Annotated in this window: 21 protein-coding genes; 7 read left to right on the top strand and 14 right to left on the bottom strand. The window is 49.7% G+C overall.

Annotated elements, in window-relative coordinates; genetic code table 11:
• Nucleotides 1–125 precede the first annotated feature (125 nt).
• The 3 genes from SYK_RS16730 to SYK_RS16720 all read right to left on the bottom strand — a co-directional run bounded on the left by SYK_RS16730 (nucleotide 126) and on the right by SYK_RS16720 (nucleotide 3,203).
• A complete protein-coding gene (locus SYK_RS16730) occupies nucleotides 126–1,142 on the bottom strand; it encodes an alpha-hydroxy-acid oxidizing protein (RefSeq protein WP_281761408.1) in 1,017 nt (338 codons plus the stop codon).
• A gap of 1 nt (nucleotide 1,143) precedes the next feature.
• On the bottom strand, nucleotides 1,144–1,842 hold the full coding sequence (locus SYK_RS16725; RefSeq protein ID WP_281761407.1) for a FadR/GntR family transcriptional regulator: 699 nt from the start codon (nucleotides 1,840–1,842) through the stop codon (nucleotides 1,144–1,146).
• A 137-nt stretch (nucleotides 1,843–1,979) separates the two neighbouring features.
• Nucleotides 1,980–3,203 carry a metallophosphoesterase gene (locus SYK_RS16720; protein WP_281761406.1) on the bottom strand — a complete coding sequence of 408 codons (1,224 nt, stop codon included), beginning with the start codon at nucleotides 3,201–3,203 and terminating at the stop codon, nucleotides 1,980–1,982.
• Between the two features lie 796 nt (nucleotides 3,204–3,999).
• Between SYK_RS16720 and SYK_RS16715 the strand changes: the two genes are divergently transcribed.
• From SYK_RS16715 to SYK_RS16705, 3 genes are all read left to right on the top strand, one after another.
• The gene (locus SYK_RS16715; protein ID WP_281763288.1) at nucleotides 4,000–4,683 is read left to right on the top strand and encodes an anaerobic ribonucleoside-triphosphate reductase activating protein; all 684 of its coding nucleotides are present in this window, start codon (nucleotides 4,000–4,002) and stop codon (nucleotides 4,681–4,683) included.
• Nucleotides 4,631–6,688 (top strand): ribonucleoside triphosphate reductase, encoded by a 2,058-nt coding sequence (locus SYK_RS16710; RefSeq protein ID WP_281761405.1) that lies wholly within the window; start codon nucleotides 4,631–4,633, stop codon nucleotides 6,686–6,688. The genes SYK_RS16715 and SYK_RS16710 overlap by 53 nt, the downstream gene beginning before the upstream one ends.
• 477 nt (nucleotides 6,689–7,165) lie before the next feature.
• Nucleotides 7,166–7,759: a hypothetical protein gene (locus tag SYK_RS16705; RefSeq protein ID WP_281761404.1), complete on the top strand. Its 594-nt coding sequence runs from the start codon at nucleotides 7,166–7,168 to the stop codon at nucleotides 7,757–7,759.
• Between the two features lie 10 nt (nucleotides 7,760–7,769).
• On the opposite strand, the gene SYK_RS16700 is transcribed toward SYK_RS16705, so the two are convergent.
• Nucleotides 7,770–8,153 carry a hypothetical protein gene (locus SYK_RS16700; protein WP_281761403.1) on the bottom strand — a complete coding sequence of 128 codons (384 nt, stop codon included), beginning with the start codon at nucleotides 8,151–8,153 and terminating at the stop codon, nucleotides 7,770–7,772.
• Between the two features lie 178 nt (nucleotides 8,154–8,331).
• Here SYK_RS16700 and SYK_RS16695 point away from each other — a divergent pair, with 178 nt between their 5' ends.
• On the top strand, nucleotides 8,332–8,712 hold the full coding sequence (locus SYK_RS16695) for a hypothetical protein (RefSeq protein ID WP_281761402.1): 381 nt from the start codon (nucleotides 8,332–8,334) through the stop codon (nucleotides 8,710–8,712).
• 59 nt (nucleotides 8,713–8,771) lie between these two features.
• Here the strand turns inward: SYK_RS16695 and SYK_RS16690 are convergent, their stop codons facing one another.
• Complete coding sequence (locus tag SYK_RS16690; RefSeq protein WP_281761401.1) at nucleotides 8,772–9,395, bottom strand: D-sedoheptulose 7-phosphate isomerase; 624 nt, start codon at nucleotides 9,393–9,395, stop codon at nucleotides 8,772–8,774.
• 212 nt (nucleotides 9,396–9,607) lie between these two features.
• On the opposite strand from SYK_RS16690, the gene purU reads away from it, so the two are divergent.
• Nucleotides 9,608–10,489: a formyltetrahydrofolate deformylase gene (gene purU, locus SYK_RS16685; RefSeq protein ID WP_281761400.1), complete on the top strand. Its 882-nt coding sequence runs from the start codon at nucleotides 9,608–9,610 to the stop codon at nucleotides 10,487–10,489.
• 64 nt (nucleotides 10,490–10,553) lie between these two features.
• Here purU and SYK_RS16680 read toward each other — a convergent pair whose 3' ends face one another.
• A complete protein-coding gene (locus tag SYK_RS16680) occupies nucleotides 10,554–12,104 on the bottom strand; it encodes a hypothetical protein (protein WP_281761399.1) in 1,551 nt (516 codons plus the stop codon).
• Between the two features lie 159 nt (nucleotides 12,105–12,263).
• Between SYK_RS16680 and SYK_RS16675 the strand changes: the two genes are divergently transcribed.
• On the top strand, nucleotides 12,264–12,575 hold the full coding sequence (locus SYK_RS16675; RefSeq protein ID WP_281761398.1) for a zinc ribbon domain-containing protein: 312 nt from the start codon (nucleotides 12,264–12,266) through the stop codon (nucleotides 12,573–12,575).
• Between the two features lie 55 nt (nucleotides 12,576–12,630).
• On the opposite strand, the gene SYK_RS16670 is transcribed toward SYK_RS16675, so the two are convergent.
• The 5 genes from SYK_RS16670 to SYK_RS16650 form a co-directional block, all read right to left on the bottom strand.
• A complete protein-coding gene (locus tag SYK_RS16670; RefSeq protein WP_281761397.1) occupies nucleotides 12,631–13,158 on the bottom strand; it encodes a hypothetical protein in 528 nt (175 codons plus the stop codon).
• Between the two features lie 16 nt (nucleotides 13,159–13,174).
• Complete coding sequence (locus SYK_RS16665; RefSeq protein WP_281761396.1) at nucleotides 13,175–13,381, bottom strand: DNA-binding protein; 207 nt, start codon at nucleotides 13,379–13,381, stop codon at nucleotides 13,175–13,177.
• A gap of 108 nt (nucleotides 13,382–13,489) precedes the next feature.
• Nucleotides 13,490–14,290, bottom strand: coding sequence for a metal ABC transporter permease (locus tag SYK_RS16660; protein WP_281761395.1), 801 nt, complete (start codon nucleotides 14,288–14,290; stop codon nucleotides 13,490–13,492).
• Complete coding sequence (locus SYK_RS16655; protein ID WP_281761394.1) at nucleotides 14,290–15,108, bottom strand: metal ABC transporter ATP-binding protein; 819 nt, start codon at nucleotides 15,106–15,108, stop codon at nucleotides 14,290–14,292. The genes SYK_RS16660 and SYK_RS16655 overlap by 1 nt, the downstream gene beginning before the upstream one ends.
• Before the next feature lie 57 nt (nucleotides 15,109–15,165).
• On the bottom strand, nucleotides 15,166–16,179 hold the full coding sequence (locus tag SYK_RS16650) for a rhomboid family intramembrane serine protease (RefSeq protein WP_281761393.1): 1,014 nt from the start codon (nucleotides 16,177–16,179) through the stop codon (nucleotides 15,166–15,168).
• A gap of 101 nt (nucleotides 16,180–16,280) precedes the next feature.
• Here SYK_RS16650 and SYK_RS16645 point away from each other — a divergent pair, with 101 nt between their 5' ends.
• Entirely contained in the window at nucleotides 16,281–17,378 is a 1,098-nt protein-coding gene (locus tag SYK_RS16645) for a glycoside hydrolase family 3 protein (RefSeq protein ID WP_281761392.1), read from the top strand.
• On the opposite strand, the gene SYK_RS16640 is transcribed toward SYK_RS16645, so the two are convergent.
• The 3 genes from SYK_RS16640 to SYK_RS16630 are packed head-to-tail and all read right to left on the bottom strand — an operon-like array spanning nucleotide 17,375 to nucleotide 19,548.
• Nucleotides 17,375–18,586 (bottom strand): BamA/TamA family outer membrane protein, encoded by a 1,212-nt coding sequence (locus tag SYK_RS16640; protein ID WP_281761391.1) that lies wholly within the window; start codon nucleotides 18,584–18,586, stop codon nucleotides 17,375–17,377. The genes SYK_RS16645 and SYK_RS16640 overlap by 4 nt on opposite strands.
• 47 nt (nucleotides 18,587–18,633) lie before the next feature.
• Complete coding sequence (locus tag SYK_RS16635; RefSeq protein WP_281761390.1) at nucleotides 18,634–19,053, bottom strand: META domain-containing protein; 420 nt, start codon at nucleotides 19,051–19,053, stop codon at nucleotides 18,634–18,636.
• Nucleotides 19,054–19,080: 27 nt separating this feature from the next.
• Nucleotides 19,081–19,548: an META domain-containing protein gene (locus SYK_RS16630; protein WP_281761389.1), complete on the bottom strand. Its 468-nt coding sequence runs from the start codon at nucleotides 19,546–19,548 to the stop codon at nucleotides 19,081–19,083.
• Nucleotides 19,549–19,594: the final 46 nt, after the last annotated feature.

Genomic DNA, 19,594 nt, shown 5'->3' with positions numbered 1-19,594 from the left:
GCTGTCCTTATATCATGTGCATCAACGATCCCTTTGCAGGTACCGCACCGCACGGCTCGGAAAAATCAACGAAATAATGGCTGGGACGAGGCAATGTTCACCTCGCCCCAAACCATCAAAAACTTCTAAAACAAAACGTTTATATCAATGGATTTGATATCCTTGCAGCCAGTCAGAATCATTGCTCCCGAAAGCTGAGCCTTAAGCGTATCAAAATACTTTTCAACGCCCTCTTCCAGACCACCCATGGCAGCCACGGCAACAGGACGACCGACCATGACGGCGTCTGCACCGAGCGCGATCATCTTGAGGACATCGATACCGGTCCGAATACCACCATCAACTATGACGGCGAGCTTGCCCTTAACTGGCTCTGACACTTCATGAATGACCTCGGCTGTACCAGGGGCATGGTCAAGCACACGGCCACCATGGTTAGAGACCACAATGCCGTCCGCACCAACTTCGGCAGCCAGCTCGGCTTCACCAGGAGTCATAACTCCTTTCAAAATGAACTTGGCACCCCAGCTATGCACCTTATCAATAATTTTCTTCAACTCGGAAGCAGGCTTGGGAGACACGGGACGTCCCATCTGACGCAAGGTAATTAACCCGGCGGCGTCCACATCCATACCGAAAGTGGTACATCCGGTAGTACGGGCCAACTCCAGTTTCTCGTCCAGTTCATCGCCTTCCCACGGCTTGATGAACGGAATACCGTATCCACCGTTTTTGACGATGGCGGCGAATCCGGCTTCATGCACATAAGGCGGCACGCCGTCACCCGTACAACCAACGACGCCTGCTTTTTTACTCCCGCTGACCACGGCCTCAGCATACGCATCTTCACTGATGCCGCCACCCATGTTAAAAGACACGCCACCAATTGGCGCAGCCATAACAGGTAATGAAAGATCGTAGCCCAACACCGATGTGGTAATGTCAGGCTCAGTCACATCATGCAAAAGACGCATGTTCAACCGAATTTCAGCCAGAGCTTCATAATTACTTTTAAACGATGCCCCAGTCCCGAGACCGCCCATTCCGGGTACTTCACCGACACACGCCTTGCCGTCACAGACCTTACATACACGACAGTAGCCTTTCATCAGCTCGCGTGCTTTATCATTGATCTCTTTCATTTTATCTCCTTGATATATTGATGGAAAATACAATACTTTCCGTAGAAGCAAGATGTTCTCGCATAGCCCGTTCAGCCTGCATAGCGTGCCCGTTCTTGACCGCCTCGACAATGGCCCGGTGCGCCCTGATCGACGCCTGTTGACGTTCAGGAGACTGCACTTCCTCAGCCCGGCTTTTGGCAAACCCTTCATGCAGGACCATAACCATTTCCTTGAGCACGGGATTCCCCGAAGCCTCGGCCAACAGTTGATGAAATTTATGATCATATCCCGCACCGGACGCCCCACGACGAACGGCCTTTTCCTGATCGGCCAACGAGTCTTCCAGGCGCGTCAATTGATCCGGTGAACCATTGACAGCAGCCAAGGCAGCGATCTCCGGCTCCAGCATCTTGCGTACCTCAAACACATCCCGCAAATCATGCTGACCTGAAAGTACAGCGTCGAACAAAGAACCATCGTCATCACGGCTTTCACTGACGAATGTCCCGGCCCCTTGACGACTTTCCAGCACACCGGACTCGGCCAGAATCTTGATCCCTTCCCGAACAGTAGTCCGGGACACACCGAATTCCTCCGCCAGTTTCCGCTCGGCAGGAAGCCGATCACCGGGCATCAGTGTCCCGTGACCAATCATCTCTTTAATCTGCCGAACGATTTCTTCGGATATTGATTTTCTGTTTACTGGTTTAACTTCCATGAAACCCCTCTCAATTGGTTGGACCAATAATCCAATTAGACCACAATTTCATGGTCGTCAATAGTGCACATATGTTTTTTGAAAAAAAAGAATCACATGTCGGAGAATGGCTCTCGACGAACCATATGTCGTAACAATCAGGCCTTACGCAGTGTATGCAGCGTTATTTCCGGGCACGTTCCGAGTCGCATGGGTGGTCCCCAATAACCAGTGCCGGTATTGACATAAAGAACGGTATCATCATGGAGATACAAACCGCGCACATATTTCTGAAAGAGGTGAATCATGAAATTATACGGGAAATACTGCCCACCGTGAGTATGTCCAGATAACTGGACGTCATACCCAGCCTTGGCTGCATCTAATACCGAGTTGGGCTGATGCGCCAACAAGATGGACACGTCATGTGCCGGAGCATCCTTACGGGCTTGTGCTGGAGAAGAAACATGACTCGGCTCGAATCGATATCCATTAAGATCAGGGACACCGGCCAGCAGGACTCTGCCTTTGCCTGTATCGATAAGCGCATGTTCGTTGACTAATGGCTTGATACCAAGACGTTCCGTTTCGGCCAGCCACTCGTTAACACCAGAATAATATTCATGATTACCAGTACAAAACCAGACTCCGTATGGCGCAGAAAAATCAGCCATGGGCAGAATGTCATCCTTAAGACCGTCCACGGATCCATCCACCAGATCACCAGTGTGCACAATGACGTCTGCCCCGAGTTTGTTCACCTCGTCCACCACCATACGCGCCCAATCTCCACGAATTGTTGGTCCAATATGTGTGTCTGAAACTTGGGAGATGGTAAACCCATCAAGACCGGACGGAAGATCTACTACAGGAAGTATATTTCGCACAACTTGGGGTTTGCTTCGCGCTGTAAACACCGCGAACCCCGTCATGGGGAGCGCTGTAGCAAAAAACAATCCGTTGGACGCATTGAGCAGAAAACGACGACGCTGAATATTGGGTTCAATAAAATAGGGACGCCTGCTTCGTTTGCCGAACGCCTTCTTAAAACCGGATACGACCGCTCCGATCAGCCGAGGAATATCTCGAGCAAGCATGAAGAATATAAGGATGGAAATAAATCCAAAGAAAGTGAACCCCACCCAGTCGATGGAATCACAGGCAAGGCACTCGTATTGTTCCGTACGCTGAAGAAACCACGTTATCCGATGGCCGAACAAAAGCGTAGCCAATGCCAACCACAGCGTGATCTTCCGCTTGCGGCCAACCGGCAGTGGCTCAATGAGTCGCCATCCAAGATAGAGCACTATCAAGGTGATGACGGTCAGGACAATAACGACCCAATACATCATAATGGTACTCGCTTCGTAAAGTTCTTCCATTTGACATGGGATACATTTCACCAATTGTCAAATTGTCAAAGAGATCGGCGGAGATATCACCCTACTCAGGTCCTCAATTCAAAATTATCGACTCCATTGGCTAATGGATACACACATGGCACTCAACAGACACTGAAACCTACCAGACCTTTCAGCAAAGACAACTTTACTCTGAACGGAATAACCAAAACAGAATTTCTCTCAATCAAAACTCGTGCCACAAAATAACAGAAAAAACAGCGAGAAATCGTTTGACAACAACTTGACCTTAGGGCTTTGGGAGTTTGTCGCGAACCGGGAAAAAACCACAAATGCAATGTTCTTTTCCCTGTGGAATTCGCCTTTTTGGGGCTTCCCAACCGGCAAGCCTTGTGGTAATTCACTTTGATCTTGAGGGGATCATTTTCTTCCACCCATCCCCCCTCTCCCTCCTGTCGAAAACCGATTCCATCGAAATTGAAAAACATTTTTTCTAAACTTAATCTAAAAAAAAGTTAAACATTTCAATCCTTGTCATATTTTATACCTGTGGAAAACTTTTGTGAACTATAACAAATTGGCAATAATCGTCCATATCTCTGCATATTCAGCAGAGTAACCAAATATTTATCAGATACCCCCTGTACAAAATCCCTCGGTTGGGATATCTTTCCCATCACGTGCCAGCGACATTTTCCCCATTGAAATACGCCTGTGCATGAGCGGGATTCACGCCCTGATCAAGGGTGTCTGTAAATACTGAATTTTATGTCACGCAGACCGGTTTGTCGGCTGCAAGGGAATAGTAAAAATGGCTATGAATAAACCCGCAGGGGTTTGGAACTACGTTCGAGGCTTTGAGAATCTGAGTCTCTGTGACTGGCCAGGACGAGCCACGTGCATCATCTTTTTAGGTGGATGTAACCTGCATTGCCCTACATGCCACAATTTTGAGCTTGCGTGGGACATGACATCCCTCCCTGCCATCGATCCGGTCCACATCAAGTCCTACCTCAGGGACCGCGCAGGATGGCTCGACGGAGTGACTGTCACCGGAGGAGAGCCGACAACGGTTGCCAGTGTGGGAGAACTGTTGTGGGAGCTCAAAAAATATAATTTGCCTATCAAGATGGACACCAACGGTATGCGCCCCGAGGTCGTGCAGGATCTGCTGCACAGCAAACTCGTCGACACCTTTGCCGTGGATGTCAAAGGCCCATGGGCCAAATACCCTTCCCTGACCGGTCACGCCGTGTCCGAGATCGCAGCGCAGGCCAACATGCAGCGCATCTTTGAAATGGCTAAAACAACGACCGACTCCTTTTATTTCCGTTGCACACAGGTTCCCGGCCTGACTGAGGCCGACCTTGATGTTGCACGAGGTTATCTGCCGCAAGGATATGAGTTGACTATTCAGAAATTTGTGCCCCCCAGGAGGAAGCAAGAGCATGCCAAGCCAAATCATGAAGAGAGACGGCCGGTTGGAGACGTGGTCATCTGATCGCATCGCCCAAGCCATTTTTAAAGCCCTCAGTGCCAGCGGCATTAAGGACCCGATTCTCTCCAAACGCCTTGCCAAAAAAGTTGAACAGAGACTCAGCCATATGGACATCCCTGAACAGGAACATGTCCAAAATATGGTCGAGCAGATTCTTATGGAATCTCGACAGTATGAAATAGCCAAAAAATATATTCTCTATCGCGAACAGCGTCGTCAACTCCGCAGCGAAAAAGAAGCATATCTCAACATCAAGGATGTCATTGATTCATACCTTGATCAGGCAGACTGGCGCGTTAATGAAAACGCCAATATGACCCATTCATTTCAGGGCCTGATGCTTCACCTGTCCGGTACGGTTCAAGCACGGTACGCACTGGAAAAATATCCTGAGGAAATCCGACTCGCTCACGAACACGGCTATTTCCATATACATGATCTTTCGTTCGGCCTAGCGGGATACTGCGCGGGTTGGTCCCTGCGCGACCTCCTCCTTGAAGGTTTCAACCTTGAAGGACGTGCTTCTGCAGGTCCGGCCAAACACTTCGATACCGCGCTCGGTCAGATGAACAACTTCCTCGGCACATTGCAAAATGAATGGGCTGGTGCACAGGCGTTCAATAACGTCGACACTTACCTCGCCCCTTACATCAGGGAAGATGGCCTAAACTACAAACAGGTTCGTCAGTGCATGCAAAAGTTCGTATTCAATCTCAACACCACTTCTCGCTGGGGCGGTCAGTCACCGTTCACCAACCTTTCTTTTGATCTGGTGGCTCCCAAACATATAGCTTCCGAACCGATTATTGTTGGCGGCAGGTATGATGATGAGTTGACTTACGGAGATTTCCAGAAAGAGATGAACATGATCAACCAAGCCTACATCGAGGTTATGCTCGAAGGCGACCACCATGACCGAATTTTCTCTTTCCCGATACCGACCTACAACGTCACTGAAGATTTCCCGTGGGAATCTGAAATCGGCACATCTCTCATGAAGCTGACCGCCAAATATGGCGTCCCATACTTCCAAAACTTCATCAGCTCGGACCTTAATCCCGAGGATGTGCGTTCCATGTGCTGCCGCCTCCAAATGGATTTGCGCGAACTGCGTACCAAGACCGGAGGTCTGTTCGGTGCCGGCGATCTGACTGGTTCCATAGGTGTTGTCACCCTGAACCTGCCCAAACTCGCCTATCTGGCACAGTCAGAGGACGATTTCCTTGATCTGGTTGAAGAGTATGCTGAGTTGGCCAAGGATTCACTTGAATACAAACGTAAAATTATCACCGGCAACCTCGAAGCAGGTATGTTCCCGTGGTCCAAACGGTATCTCAAGAACGACTACAAGGGACACTTTTCCACCATCGGCTTACTCGGTGGTCATGAAGCCTGTCTGAATCTCATCGGCAAGGGTATCGAAACCGAAGGTGGTGTCCGACTGATGCGCCGCACCTTAAATCATCTGCGCCGGATTACTTCCCGTTTTCAGGAAGAAACAGGCTCCCTGTACAATCTTGAAGCCACGCCCGCCGAAGGCACCAGTTACCGACTGGCCAAGATCGACAAGGCATTGTACGCCGACATCCAGACGCAGGGAAATGGCACCCCCTACTACACCAACTCGACGCAATTGCCCGTGGGTATATCTGAAGATGTGTTGTACGCATTGGAACACCAGAATCAACTCCAACCGCTGTATACCGGCGGCACAGTGTTCCACACTTTCCTCGGCGAAGCTGTCCCCGATCCAACGGCGCTCAAAAACTTCATTCTAAAAGCGTTTACCAAAACCAAGATTCCGTATGTCTCGGTCACGCCAACCTTCTCCATCTGCAAAGAACATGGTTACATTCTGGGTGAACACTTCGAATGTCCGACCTGCGGAGAAGAAGCCGAAGTTTACACCCGTATTGTTGGTTACTATCGCCCAGTTTCCCGTTGGAACAAGGGGAAGCAGGCCGAATACACTGACCGCGTGGTGTTCAGCGATTGTTTGTGTAATTAAGTTTATAGTATTTCTTGAGCCTGATTGAGGAGTTGGGCTTGAGGATAGTGGAATGTAAGGCCTCTGTCCCCTCCCGGACAGGGGCCTTGCACATTTTGAAATACGCTTGGAGCAGCGAGCTTGAAGAAGTCGAGGTTTAAACCTCGACGGGAAATAAGAAGTGGGGATGGTCGCCTTTGAGCCACTTTTTTTATTGGAAGATGCGCCTTCGGCGAGAGTCATTGTTGGGTGCTGAAGCACCCAAGGCTTTCCATGCCCTATCGGGCGGGCCTCCTTTTTTCCACCTCGGAAAAAGCAAGTCGCCGTAAAGGCGAAACCTTTGTAAAAATATCGCTTGCCCCTTCACTGCGAATGCACACAACACATTCCATAAAAAAAAGATAACTAATCAGCCAAAGGCTGATTGAAAAAACCGAAAAAGAACTATCGTAAAGTATCCCTTGCCCCCAAAAAGCAAAATTGCTACCCCACAAACCTATGAGCTACCTCAAAGAATTCAAAGCTGCGGCCTCTCGCACAAAAAAACTGAACCTCGGTGAATTCGCCGTTGCCGAAACGCCCTTCCCCATTGATCAGACTATCCTGAATGCAGTGGAAGAAACCGGGCACATCCCCTTTACCGAACGTGCTGGTAAAGCCATGTCCGTAAACTTCGGCATGTTCCACATGCTGTCAAAAAAATTTCATATCCCCGGTGGAATCATCACCATGGGCAACGTATCGATCAACAATGAAATGCGGCTTCCTGTCACGCCAACTCATTTCAAAAAAATGATCAAAAACAAAACTGGTGAAGAAGAAATGGGGTCTTACCACCTCTGGACAACACTTCCCGGCGGCATCATCCTTGACCACGTCATGCCGTCCGCTCTGCACAAAGACGGCATCATGACCGTCAATGAAGCCATTCCAGCTGAACGCTTTCTGCATGGACAAGCCGACGAACTGCCACATGGCCTGACCTATCATCCCATGATACTTGGCCTTGAATTCTTCATAGCCTCAGAGACCATTGACCGCGAAGCCATGGAATATCTCATGGGTGAAAAATTCCCGAAACAATACGAATAAATAACACCGACTAATCCATCAATTCACGCAACCACACCTGAAAGCGTGGTTCAACCTCACCCGGTACGCGGGCAAGATCTGGACGAGTACGAACATAAATAACCTTGACAGTTTTACCAGGACTATATTTCTGCCACAGACTGTTTGGCAGTCGAGCTGATGCAATCCGAGCGAACCCATCAGGGTCGACGTATTTGTACTCGACTATAAGCCGAGCGTCAGGCATACCACCCGTCTCGTCACTGCTGACAGCAAGTACCAAGCCGGAGGTTAACTCCTCGCCATACAGTCGAGCTCGTTCCTCACGTAAAATATCGTAAGGGATGGAATAAAACGCCCAGACAAGGCAGCCGATAATAATTATTCCGAAAAAATATCGAACAAATCGCTGCATGGGAGTGCGTTTAATTGGATTGGAAAGATAAACCATGCCTTAAGATACATGGTGACACGCACGGGGGCAAGTGCGTGAAAAAGATACTGTAAACATACAACCGTTCTTGCCAATCACCTGACTCCAGAGTATTTTATTGAAAGAGAGAACCGACTCTTGAACACAAGAAGAATGGACTATGAACTGTAATATCGCTGAAGTAGAAAAAAGCATCATACGCATGACCGCCGTCGTCCGTCATGAACAAGCTCAATGGACCGCCAAAAGCTTCGGTCAGGCAACCGATCCGAAGCTACGCCCCCGAGGATGGTGGGTCTTGGCGTGTGGAGAACGACTGGATGGAGACTCCTTTGAAAATAGAGAGAAATCCAGAGAGAGACTGCTTAAAACCATTGACCAAACAGGAATCATACTGCCGGAGAACATCTGGGTCTGGGATGAAAAAAGTATGGCGCAACTCGTCATCACGTCTGTGCCGACTCTGGAACGGGCACAAGCTCTAGCACAACGATTACGCCACAAAGGATTGACCATACGGGTCAAACGAGAGACATTTTAATCCACAGAAAAAGCCCCCGCATCAAGCAGGGGCTTTTTCTTATTGTATAACTCTACGAACTAACCATCATGATCAGGCAAATAGGGAGTCAACTCGGACACGGCTTCAAACAGGAAATGATCCACAAGGAAGCAAAACATATGCCCAGCCGCTATATGAATCTCCTGAATAATAGCAGTTTCGCCGGATGGCACGGTAACCAGAAAGTCTGACACTGAAGCTATTTCCGCGCCACTCTGCCCGGTCAACCCCACAGTGACGATGCCATTTCTCTTGGCTTCTCGCATAGCGCGAATAACGTTGGTGCTTGTCCCGGAAGTGGAAAAACCAACCAGCATATCGCCAGGACGCCCCAAAGCGAGCAACTGCTTGGAAAAAACTTCATCAAAACTGTAATCGTTGGCTATGGCCGTCAAAGCCGAAGTATCAGTAGTCAAAGCCAAACCCGGCAGTGCAGGACGCTCCAACTTAATCCGATTGGTAAATTCTGCAGCCAAATGTTGACTGTCCGCAGCACTTCCACCATTGCCGCAAAACATGATTTTACCGCCACCAGCCAGACACACAGCCATTGCACGGGATATCTCGACAACCAGTTCTGCTTTTGTGTCAAAAAAGGCCTTGCGGGCCGCCAACCCTGCGGAAGAGTGATCCATCACTTTTCTCAAAGCTGATTCAGACATATATATTTCCCCTTATTCATTCTTGCAAAGCGTATTGATCTTACAGGAATTCATATAAGGCAGCAATCAAGTGCAGACAAGTCCAGATTTGCTCATTTGAAAAGACTTTTATTCGGGCACATTTTGCGTTACAGCCCAACATTGTGCGGCAGCTTGCCACGGCCTTCTTCCGCGCAAGACCAAACTTCATACGGAAAAACAAGGCATCAGATATGACCGAATCCAAAGAAAGCACCGTCAGACTGCTCATCACCTGTCCAGACCAACCGGGTATAGTGGCCGCAGTCAGCGGATATCTTCACAAGAAAAACGCCAATATCATCCACTCGGACCAGCATTCCACTGATCCCGAAGGCGGCCGATTCTTCATGCGTAACGAATTCTTCCTGCCCGGACTGGACATGGATGGGCTAGACGATCTACGCCACGAATTTGAAGAAGAAGTCACCAACGGATTTGTCATGGACTGGACCCTGAATCCGGTTTGGGAACCCAAGAAAATGGTTATCTTGTGTTCCAAAGTGGACCACGCTCTCATGGAACTTTTATGGCGCTGGAAGCGAGGCGACCTTGAATGCGATATCGCCATGGTCATCTCCAACCACCCGGACCTGAGAGGGGCTATCGAACACTTCGGAGTGCCTTTCCATCATATACCGGTCGGCCCCACCCTACGCGACAAGGTGATGGCTGAGGATACCATGATAGAACTCATGGGCGAACAGGTGGACCTCATCGTTCTCGCTCGCTATATGCAAATCCTAACAGCGGACTTCGTAACCAAGTACAGCAAAAAAATTATCAACATCCATCACTCGTTTCTGCCCGCCTTCGTGGGAGCCGACCCATACCGCAGGGCGCATGAACGCGGCGTCAAGCTCATCGGAGCCACAGCCCACTATGTCACAGCACAACTGGACGAGGGACCGATTATTGAGCAGGACGTCATTCGTGTTACCCACAGCCATGATGTGGACGACCTCAAACGACTGGGCGGTGACATTGAACGGCATGTCCTTGCACGTGCTGTCAAATGGCACCTTGAAGACCGGGTTATCGTAGACGGTAATAAGACCATCGTCTTTCGTCGCTAATATGACCATAAAAAAGCCCCCGCATCAACGATGCGGGGGCTTTTTTGTGACTTATGAAAAACAATCAGGCAGTCTTTGAAACACCATATTTCGTCAGTATCTCAGCGAGTTTTGCAGAGGTGTTCGTGGTCGTTCTGGCCACCAGTTCCAAATTGATCAAAACCATTATGTCCACCCGAAATACGGCCTGTTTCCACAGACCTGTCAAAGCCTGTTGTAACTCCGGTTCCAAGCTGAGCATGGACATGGAATCAACCATCTGCTTGGCGGTTTTGGGCTTGAAAAGCAATGTGTCCTCACGGGTCACGTCATTCCCAAACAACTTTTTCTTTCTAATTTTGGACATCCCCGCCAAACCATCCACGGTTTGCGCGGAGACACGTCTGGCCCGTCCGCTCCGAACCTGAATCTTACCGCCTTCATCACGGCCTCGTTCCTTGAGCAAATGAATCGTATGACTTTCCAATAAAAAGAAGAGAAGTTTTTCTAATACAGGAATGGAAAAATCCTTTTTTAAAGGCTGAATTCCCTTGATCTGACCAGGAACAAACGCCTCCAAGGCTTTGAAAAGATATTCACCAGTCATGCCGACGGCGATGGCCGCCCCCACGCCCAGACCAAGTAATTGATCCAAAAGAAACTTGAACTGAGCCTGCTCCAATTTGACCTCTTCAGGATCTCGCCGCACCGCCTCGCCGGGGTTCTCTTTCTGCGCACGCGCTTCGGCGATCCGTTTCTGATACTGCGTCACAAAATCCTTACTTACAGGATCGATACAGGCGATACGGGCAGCTTGGAGCAATTCCCCTGCTGTCAGTTGCTTAAACTGAGACAGACCGGACAAGCCTTTCGCAAGCATCGCCTGGATAAGCTTGGCGCGCTGCTGTTCCTCAGGCTGCTCCCGACTGGCGACATAGCTCGTCTGTATGCGGGTCTTTTCAATAATCTGATCCGTAGGATTAAGCTTGGAAAGGATATCGTCAAACAGGAACCGAATAACTAAAAAGGTTCGTTCCTTGGAAATTTCGTATTTATCGCCTTCAAGAATTTCTTTGTGCGCTTCCGCCACCCGACTCGCGATAAACTGTTCTACAAAGGCGATCCAGAAACTCGCATCCAGTTCATGCTTTTCGATAAGTGAGCTATATTCCTTCAAGGCCTGCTGACCAAAATATCGCAACACAATCTCTTCAAAATTGTCCGTGATCAGGGCCAAACCGTAAACAATTCCCTGTACACACTTAAGCAAAACAGCTTCGATATTCAAAAGCAGCCTCTGCAATTCAGCGGCACGTGCTGCATCGCCGGCAATGGCCGCCTTCTCAAAATGAGCAAGCATGACAATAAAATCAGCTATATGTGTATGAATAAACTCATAGCCAGGATGACCAATTCGACCGCATAAGAGCTCAACAACACTGTTCTGTTGCGCGGTCAGCATGGGATATTCGCTAATGGCGCTACTATTGAGAGCAATTATTTCAAGCAACATTTCCCGTTCAAGAATCTCACGCAAAGCGGAACGTTCTTTCAAAGCACGAAGTCTGCTCTGGTACGCGGTCAGCCGTTGCCCTTTATCAGGCCGTTCTTTTCCGCTGGTCGGTGATAATGTCATGATACTCAGTAGCCCTCAATCTTCGTTAAATTGGGACAAACCCTATGCCAACTCTACGTTTTTTGCAAAATATATTATATTAAGAAAGCTTGACAAGCCAACTACTACCCAGACCATTCCCTACTTGACCTTCCCGTGCCGACACGCAATATAAACAACGTGATCACATGCACCAAATGCGGAGAAAAGAACTCCGACGACACTTTGTATTGCACCCGATGCAAAAAGAAGCTCCAGTCCTCCCACCGGTCCTCGGCGCAAGGGCAACAGCAACCAGAACCATTGCGAACCTTCAAACATGAAGGCGTTCCGGTAGATGCATGGCGTTCGATCATGCGCATGGTCGAAGCATGGGCTTATGTGCTTGTTCTCGCGGGCGTTGCTGTGGGATGCGCCTATACCAAAACATGGTGGCCTATGTACCCGGCCGTTGGGCTGCTCGGACTGCTCATCTGGTTTCGCCAGGTTTGACAAAAAAAAGCCTCCGCATAAACGGAGGCTTTGATTACTTACGAAATATATTCCTTTACTGCTTTGGCGTCTTTGCACCATCTCCCGGTACTTCGCCCTCATCCGGCGCATCCACTTCCAACGCCCTGCGCAAATCTTCTTCAAGCAGATCGGGAATGGGACGGTCCCAGAACTTTTCATCCAACTTTTCTTCCACGGTCTTTTCCGAACAGCAAACAATCGGCTCTGAGGTCGGACACTCAACCGAGGAGAATCTGACCACACCGCATTTGGACATGGTATCAAATTCATAGGAAAGAGTTTTTGTCAGTGTCAAAAATTCCTTACCCTGAATCCGAATCTTGTTATTGGAGATGCCAACCACAAAACGGGCTTCCTGTTTGGCGTAGAACACCGAAAAAAGATAGATGTTGTCACGGACCCTGGCCACATAATTGACTTCCAACGGATCCTTACACAAAGCCCGCGCCAAAACTTTCTTACCCAGACAGATGTCCATGTCCTCGTATTCCGAGGCCAAAGCAGGTCCGGCAGTCAGTCCCATGAGCACAGTCACGATGATGGCGAATATGATGCGTCGCATTGTCTGTCCTTGTTATCTATCCAAAATCGAAAAACTTTTGAAATCCTTCAGGATCTCTTGTTTCACACTTTTCCTTGCAGCCACAGCACTGGTAGTGGCCGTCCTTAAGATACCACTCGGCTTTCCACGAGCAATCACAATTGAAATACTCGTACACCGAAACGTCTACTGCGCCCCGGTACCGGGTGTACCCTTCCTGCTTAATATCATTCTTGAATTTCATTGTCCTTTCTCTGGCTTCAATAAAGGTCACAGCCAAGAAAACCTGTACACCGGCTGACTCTATTTTGCAAAACCCATTCCGAGGCAAAAATTGCCTTGAGCACAGGGGTTAGCCTGTTTTTTGGGGGATAAGTAATGAGACAAAAAAGCACACTGCCGCAACGGCAATAATGGACGCACCTGAGGTAATATCCAATGAATAGGACAACCAAAGGCCCACTACGGTAAAAATAGCACTCAGGATAGTAGCCAACACCATCATCAGGGAGAGAGAACGGGTTCGCCGCTCCGCCATAAACGGAGGAATAGTCAAAAGGGCGATAACCAAAATAAGGCCAACCACTCGGATGATCATGACCACGCACAACCCAACCATAACGATGAGTAGACAATACAAAAAATCCACGGGAACGCCGCGAGAACGGGCGAATTCCTCATCAAAACTCATAACGAGAAAACCACGATAAAAGAATAGCACCAGCCCGAAAACGACTAAAGCCAGTCCGGCCATGAGCCAAAGATCCTGTCGTGGTACAGCCAGAATGGAACCGAAAAGATAGCTCATCAAATCGACGTTGTAGCCGGGGGTTAGATCGAGCAGGATGATACCGAGTGCCATACCCGATGCCCAGATGACACCGATGACCGTATCCACACGCTCTCGAGCCCGTAACGTGACGAGCGCCATGATCATGGCCATGCACACCGTAAACGCCGTTGTCACGGGCAACACCGGCAGGCCGAACAAAAAGGCCAGCCCGACCCCGCCATATGAGGCATGAGCTATGCCACCGGAAATGAACACCATACGATTGACCACAACCAATGAACCGATCACACCGCAAATGACGCTCGCCAATAGCCCAGCAATCAGGGCGTTCTGCATGAATTCAAAACCGAGAATATCCATTATGACTCCTCGCCTTTGTCTGGACCATGGTCGTGACCATGGGGACCGAGCACCCGATGCGGCACATGTCCGTGGGTAACCAGTTCCACGGGACAGCAGTCGTTATCACTGCCGCCATAGGACATCTTAAACATATCTCCGGTGAGAACGGGTGCGCTATGAAAATGCAAGGTCTTGTTCACGCAGGCAACGGATTTAACCCCTGACGCCAAGGATGAAATATCGTGACTGACCATAATGACAGTCATCTCCTCATTCAATTCGGCCAACAGCTTGAGCAGAGAACTTCTACTGGAAGAATCCACGCTGGCTGTTGGTTCATCAAGCAAAAGCAATTCTGGACCATCCACCAATGCACGGGCAATGAACACGCGCTGTTTCTGTCCACCGGACAACCGCGCCAAATTACGCGATTCAAAATCCTGCATGTTGACGCGAGCAAGGGCCTGGCGCGCCTTGTCCTTGGCCTCACCGGGATGAAACAACCCCGCGATACCGCCAAATCCAGGCTGAACCGTTCCCATGCAAACCGCGTCCAGCACGGTAATGGGAAAAGATTGCGCCACATGCGTATGTTGCGGAAGATAGCCGATACGGCCTCCGGCTTCACCGGGAGACGCCCCCAAAATACGGATCGAACCGGAATCCGGCTTGAGTAAACCGATCATGAGTTTAAGCAAGGTGGACTTGCCGCCCCCGTTTGGCCCAAGCACGGCTAGATAATCTCCACGCTCAATGCTCAGTGCAACATCTTCGAGAATGGGAACACCACCTATGGAATAGGTCAGTCCCTCTATTTGAACAACAGGCTCAACCACTTATGACTCCTGAATTATATACTGTCGACGTGGGGAACCCTAGCACAACCCAAGAACTCATGTCACCCATGCCCATACCCAGGCAAACACCGGCACGACAAGGGCCGTCACATACAACCAGCCATCCGTCACCCTACTCGGCAAACCAATCCAGCTCGTCATAAAACCTGTACAAAAACCAAGACCAAGGCCGGACAAAAAACCGAATAAATGGGCCCCGAGGTCCGTTTCTTCACCGGCTCCGAGCATGGCAAGCAACCCAAGCCCCGCACCAAACGGAATGAGTGCAGACCGAATGAAATCACACACACGCCGAACGCGCGCCCTGTCTGAAGTGTACCGCTTGTCACCCATATAAAATGAAGAGATAGCCGCAAGCAGTCCTGCAGCTCCAAAAGTGGCTGTAGAAAACCCGATGGCATTATGATGGACGCCAAGGGCCATGGAATTAAACAGGTTGCCTAGAATCCCTGCGCCAAAGGTCAAAAGCCAGGTCAATCCGGCACCGAGTCGACGGGAGGCCAACCAAATAAACACTCCGCCAATAATTGCATTACCCGCCACATGCGGACCGCTGCCGTGCAAAGTCAACGCAGTTGCCAACCGCCACCACTCGCCGGAAAGTATAGCCCCAGCGTCCGCACTGCCCAACTTGATCCACAGAGCGGGATACAAACCCAAACCGGGGAATGTCCGATTGTACACCCAATAAAAAAGCACGAGCAGAGCCAAGGCGTACATAGTCGGCTCCAAACCACTGACAGGTCGTAAGTCCACAAAGGTGACATTTCGCCAATCCGGCTTGTTCTCTTCAAAATAGAGCAGAATCTCACCCTTTGCCCGGTCCGCAAACCATTCCTGTACCTGTACAGTATATCCCCCGCCTTGCGATGCAGACAATCGACGAAGCCTATACGGCACATGCCGAGACGCAAGAATCAATGTCCAGAGCTTTGCTTCGTTATGGGATAAGCAAGTCACATCCCCACCACGAATGAATGGAACAAGATCAATCCAGACAGGCCGAAACACACGACCAAGAAAACCGGAATTGGCGGGAGAGGAATGCATGGCTTTAGTGTAGGGAAAAAATCGCCTCGCGCAAACCGGTTTCCCGCTTGCGCGGACGGCGTGCGCAATCTATGGTCGCCAAAACACACACCGGAGATTCCATGTTACGAAGCTTGTCCCTTGCTTTCCTGTCCCTGATTCTCACCCTGCTTCCCTCTGTCGCCCAGAGCGCGGACCTCGACACAATGATCGGTCAGATGCTCATGGCCGGTTTCCGTGGGTATTCCGTGGATAAAAACAGTCCCATTGTTCTGGATATCCGCGACCGACATCTCGGCGGTGTCGTGCTCTTTGATTATGACGTGGAACTTGGCAAGCCTGAGCGCAACGTCAAAACCCCGGATCAGGTCACGAAACTCAATCGGCAACTCCAATCTTTCGCCTCCATCCCGCTCTTTGTTTCCGTGGATCAGGAAGGCGGAAAAGTTCAACGCCTCAAAAGGGAATATGGATTCCATACGACACCTTCAGCACAAAACATCTGTGCATCCGGTGAATTCAAAGTACGCACCTCGGGGTACATGGTCGGCTCAACTTTGTCTGCCAATGGATTCAACCTCGACTTCGCGCCCGTGGTGGATGTCAACGTCAACCCGGATTCCCCTGCCATCGGCACAATGAAACGAAGCTTTTCTGCTGATCCGCAAAAAGTGACACGCTGCGCCGAACTCTTTGCCGGAGAACTGAAACGAAGCGGCATCCTTTCCTGTCTCAAACATTTCCCCGGCCACGGGTCGGCAGGCACGGATAGTCACAAAGGCGTGACCGACGTCACCAACACATGGACCAAAGCCGAATTGATCCCTTACCGGGAACTGATCGCCAAGGGCATCCCCACAATGATCATGACCGCGCACATTTTCAACGCAAATCTTGACCCGAAATACCCTGCCACCCTGTCACACAAGATCATCACCGGCATCCTGCGTACTGACCTCGGCTATGACGGTGTGGTCATCACTGACGACATGAACATGAAAGCCGTCACCGAACAATTCGGGCAGAAAGAGGCCATCCGACTGGCCATCAAGGCCGGAGCTGATATCCTACTCTTCGGCAACAACCTGAGTTACGACCCGGACATCGTTAAAAAAGCCCACGCCGCCATCAAACAGATGGTCAACAAGGGCACGATTTCGCAACAACGAATCGAACAGTCTTATGAACGGATACTACGGTTGAAAAAAACGCTGAACTAAAACGTCTGGTTGATCATGGCCCAGACGTTGGCGCCTTCGCTGCTTCCGGCCATATCCAACCGCAAAACGGAATTAAGAATCATGACACGCAGTCCGACACCGGCGGACACTTTCATGTCACCATGCAATTCGAGAGGGCTCCAGTACGGGGCCACTCTGCCGACTTCGGCAAAGGGAACCACTTCCCACCATTTGAACCAATTGAAAGTCCCGAGCGGATTCCACTTTGGCATGACACGGTATTCAACGGCGTAGTTGATGGCAGCCTTGTCGTGGAAACGATAAAATGGATAGCCGCGCTGACGGGTGTACCCACCCAGAGCTGCCCCCATGAAATACGGTGAAGCCCCTGTAACGGAACCATTATCGCGCTCATTCCAACTGGGTGTATCTACAGTCCAGAAATTGAACGCCAACACCTGTTTGGAGAACCAGGAAGATTCACCCAATTCCCAATATTTACTGAAATCGAATTCAACACCGGTCCACGCATCACTCTTACCCGTGTCTACGCCCTGATACAGCCGAAGCATGGTCTTGCTGCCTTCGGACGGGTCATAAGTGAAGTCGGTGTTATCGTATTCAAGGGTAAACCTAACTCCACCAGTCTCAACACTCCCGTTGCTCGGAGTCGACTCCCGATACCAGCGATGCCGATAATATGGCTTAATCTTGAAGTAGCTGCGCCCACTTTCAGAGGGATCATAGGTCCCTTTGTACACACTGCCTTCGGTCAGAAGGCCACGGTTCGTCGTATAGGTATGAATAAGATCATCACCAAACGGTCCCCATGGCAAAACATAGGTCAACTCTCCCTCAACCCATTGGTCCCAACCGTGTCCCTTGTAAAAATCCTTTTCACCAGAACTGTTTCCCGACCCGCCAGAGCCGGAAGCATAGGACACCATATTGTCATAGGAAGAATCGAACCCGTGAACCATAACAAAAAAACGTTTGGCAAAGGGGAGTTGAAAATCTGTCAGGTTGAGATAAATGGCATCGGTCTTATCAAATGTTTTCCACGCGGCACCGCCTACAATAGCCTGTTTCTGCGGCCAGCCACTATACGTTGCGCCAATGCCCAACCCCGCACCAGATGCTTCGGTCTTGAATCCAAACGGAACAACAAGAAGCCGCGGTCCTTCGTGAGGGTCTGAGGTATCCTGCACCATCTTGAAGGCCATAGCCGATGGCTGCATGCTCGGCATGACCATCACCATGCATAGGACAAAAGCTATGACAAGACGGTAAATCATCAATCCTGTACAGCAAATTTGGAAATTTTACCGTCCTGCGCAATCAACAGCAATAAGCCGTTCTTAAACTTCACGGCCTGCGGTTGCGCCAACGATTGAAAAAAACGCATTTCCTGATCACTGATGGCTTCCACGCAAGCACGCATGGTTGCCGCCATAGGACCAAAAGAAACCACATTGCCCTCAAGGGTATATGAACCGTGGTAGGAATTACAGCCACCCAAGCCGCTCACCGTGCCGTCTTTCCCGAACTCAATGGAAGAATGTGTCATGTCGATAACAGGCACACCGAGAATATACTCTGCAACCCAAACCTTGTCGGTCAGTTGAATCAGAATATCTTCACCGCCTTCCTGTTTGGCGCATCCCATGGACAAGACGCCAACAACAATCAAAGCCAAAACGAATTTTGTTTTCATTCCGTACACGGCACACTCCTTGTCGATTTACCAGAACAAACCACCGGTACCCGTGGTGAAAACCATAGGCTCGGACTGATCAGCACTGAATAACTTCAACTCATCATCTTCGACCTTGACCTTACTGATCGTAGCCAAAAACGTCAGATACGTATATTCCTGCTCCCCCAAAGCTGCTCCGCACGCTTTACGCGTGGTCGCCATGGGGCCAAAGGACAAGCTATCGCCAGTCAGAGTATATTTCCCATTGAACAAATTACAGCCACCAAATCCTTCTACTGTGCCATCGGCATTGAATTTCAGGGTCAAAGGTTCATCTGTATCAACATCCCTGGCAAACAAATTCTTCAAATTCCAGACTTTGTTGACCAGTTCGCTTTCTAATGTTTTCTGATCCATAGTCGGAGCTTCCTCGTGCGAGCTGCAACCGAATGCGACCAACATTCCAAGCAACAACGTTACGAAGCAACAATACTTTTTCCAGTGCATGTTCATGATTTTCTCCTTGATCTTCAATGCTCAAAAAGAACTATCAGGTGAC

The organism is Pseudodesulfovibrio nedwellii (assembly GCF_027923765.1).
Taxonomy (GTDB): Bacteria; Desulfobacterota; Desulfovibrionia; order Desulfovibrionales; family Desulfovibrionaceae; genus Pseudodesulfovibrio; species Pseudodesulfovibrio nedwellii.
The sequence above is the reverse complement of the archived record's forward strand: the minus strand, read 5'-3'. Positions and strand labels throughout refer to the sequence as shown.

Bases quoted from the DNA above. Each gene is read 5' to 3' on its own strand.
- SYK_RS16695 (WP_281761402.1), top strand. From the start codon at position 8,332: ATGAACTGTAATATCGCTGAAGTAGAAAAAAGCATCATACGCATGACC.
- SYK_RS16635 (WP_281761390.1), bottom strand. From the start codon at position 19,053: ATGAAAACAAAATTCGTTTTGGCTTTGATTGTTGTTGGCGTCTTGTCC.
- SYK_RS16660 (WP_281761395.1), bottom strand. From the start codon at position 14,290: ATGGATATTCTCGGTTTTGAATTCATGCAGAACGCCCTGATTGCTGGG.
- SYK_RS16645 (WP_281761392.1), top strand. From the start codon at position 16,281: ATGTTACGAAGCTTGTCCCTTGCTTTCCTGTCCCTGATTCTCACCCTG.
- SYK_RS16715 (WP_281763288.1), top strand. From the start codon at position 4,000: ATGAATAAACCCGCAGGGGTTTGGAACTACGTTCGAGGCTTTGAGAAT.
- SYK_RS16630 (WP_281761389.1), bottom strand. From the start codon at position 19,548: ATGAACATGCACTGGAAAAAGTATTGTTGCTTCGTAACGTTGTTGCTT.
- SYK_RS16730 (WP_281761408.1), bottom strand. From the start codon at position 1,142: ATGAAAGAGATCAATGATAAAGCACGCGAGCTGATGAAAGGCTACTGT.
- purU (WP_281761400.1), top strand. From the start codon at position 9,608: ATGACCGAATCCAAAGAAAGCACCGTCAGACTGCTCATCACCTGTCCA.
- SYK_RS16670 (WP_281761397.1), bottom strand. From the start codon at position 13,158: ATGCGACGCATCATATTCGCCATCATCGTGACTGTGCTCATGGGACTG.
- SYK_RS16725 (WP_281761407.1), bottom strand. From the start codon at position 1,842: ATGGAAGTTAAACCAGTAAACAGAAAATCAATATCCGAAGAAATCGTT.
- SYK_RS16700 (WP_281761403.1), bottom strand. From the start codon at position 8,153: ATGCAGCGATTTGTTCGATATTTTTTCGGAATAATTATTATCGGCTGC.
- SYK_RS16705 (WP_281761404.1), top strand. From the start codon at position 7,166: ATGAGCTACCTCAAAGAATTCAAAGCTGCGGCCTCTCGCACAAAAAAA.
- SYK_RS16665 (WP_281761396.1), bottom strand. From the start codon at position 13,381: ATGAAATTCAAGAATGATATTAAGCAGGAAGGGTACACCCGGTACCGG.
- SYK_RS16680 (WP_281761399.1), bottom strand. From the start codon at position 12,104: ATGACATTATCACCGACCAGCGGAAAAGAACGGCCTGATAAAGGGCAA.
- SYK_RS16720 (WP_281761406.1), bottom strand. From the start codon at position 3,203: ATGGAAGAACTTTACGAAGCGAGTACCATTATGATGTATTGGGTCGTT.
- SYK_RS16640 (WP_281761391.1), bottom strand. From the start codon at position 18,586: ATGCCGAGCATGCAGCCATCGGCTATGGCCTTCAAGATGGTGCAGGAT.
- SYK_RS16650 (WP_281761393.1), bottom strand. From the start codon at position 16,179: ATGCATTCCTCTCCCGCCAATTCCGGTTTTCTTGGTCGTGTGTTTCGG.
- SYK_RS16690 (WP_281761401.1), bottom strand. From the start codon at position 9,395: ATGTCTGAATCAGCTTTGAGAAAAGTGATGGATCACTCTTCCGCAGGG.
- SYK_RS16710 (WP_281761405.1), top strand. From the start codon at position 4,631: ATGCCAAGCCAAATCATGAAGAGAGACGGCCGGTTGGAGACGTGGTCA.